This window comes from Pseudomonas sp. Ps21-P2 (assembly GCF_039672565.1).
Classification (GTDB): Bacteria; Pseudomonadota; Gammaproteobacteria; order Pseudomonadales; family Pseudomonadaceae; genus Aquipseudomonas.
Window position 1 is genome coordinate 1 of sequence record NZ_JBDFPL010000034.1, and the last position, 1256, is coordinate 1256.

The window sequence follows — 1256 nt, forward strand, 5'->3', positions numbered from 1 at the left end:
TGCAGTGGTCTAATTTCCCCGGACACCTCGATAAGTGGAAAATACATTTATCGAGGAGTTCTACATGACCAGAAAGCGCAAAAGATTTGATGACAGCTACAAATTGGAAGTCGTAAAAATGGTCAGGGATCAGGGGCTGACCGTTCCGCAGGTTTGTCAGGACCAGAATCTCGGTGAGACGGCCGTACGGCGGTGGATCCGCCAATATGACGCCGAGCAGCTGGGCCAGGCCGGGATCGGAAACCCGCTGACGGCTGAGCAGCAGCGCATTCGGCAGCTGGAGCAGGAAAACCGGCAGCTCAAGATGGACAACGACATCTTAAAAAAGGCTACCGCCTTCTTTGCCCGCGAACTGAAGTGACGTATAGGCTTGTTCGGCAACTGCAACAGAAGGCTTATTCGGTGGCGCATGTCTGTCGTGTACTGAACGTCAGTCGATCAGGTTTTTACGAGGCCTGTAAGCGGGCACAAGCGCCTGTTCGGCTAAGTTGCTCCGTTGTCGCGCAGCTCAAGGCATCGTTTGCCGAGAGCAACGGTTGCCGCGGAAGCCGCCCTTTAACCAAGGCTCTGCGGGCCAAGGGCATGCAAATAGGTCGCTATAAAGTCCGCCGCCTGATGCGAGCCCATGGTTTGCGCTCGGCGTGGAAACCCAAGTTTGTGCATACGACCGACAGCAAGCATGACCTGCCAATCGCTGAGAATGTGTTGAATCGACAGTTCGAAGCGCAGGCTATTAACACCGCCTGGGTCGCCGATATTACTTACATACAAACGCGTAGCGGCTGGCTCTATCTGGCCGTGGTGCTGGACTTGTTCTCGCGCAAGATCGTGGGTTGGGCGATGGCCCCAAACATGCCTGCAGAGCTGGTGTGCAGCGCGATGCAGATGGCCGTCGCGCAGCGTCAACCTCCACCTGGCTTGATCGCCCACTCCGATCGAGGCAGCCAATATGCGAGCGCAATCTACAGATCGCTGCTGGCCAGACACGCCATGCAGCAAAGCATGAGCCGTAAAGGTAACTGCTGGGACAATGCGGTGATGGAACGCTTCTTCCTGAGCCTGAAAATGGAGCGGGTATGGCGGCGCAATTACGCCAACCATGGCGAAGCGATACGCGATATCACTCAATACATCGTTGGGTATTACAACAATGAGCGGCTGCACTCGAAACTGGGTTATCTGCCACCGACCGTTTACGAACGGACGATGGCCTTGAAACCACCTATCGAGGTGTCCGGAATTAGTTGACCACTACA

1 protein-coding gene is annotated in these 1256 nt (G+C 55.3%); it reads left to right on the forward strand.

Features of this window, described 5'->3' with window-relative positions; genetic code table 11:
• The first annotated feature begins 64 nt into the window (after positions 1-64).
• Positions 65-1248 (forward strand): IS3 family transposase gene (locus ABEH28_RS27240; RefSeq protein WP_346631560.1). Its coding sequence is split into 2 segments (ribosomal slippage): positions 65-329 and positions 329-1248, totalling 1185 coding nucleotides; the frame shifts between segments, so codons are not numbered across the junction.
• Positions 1249-1256: the final 8 nt, after the last annotated feature.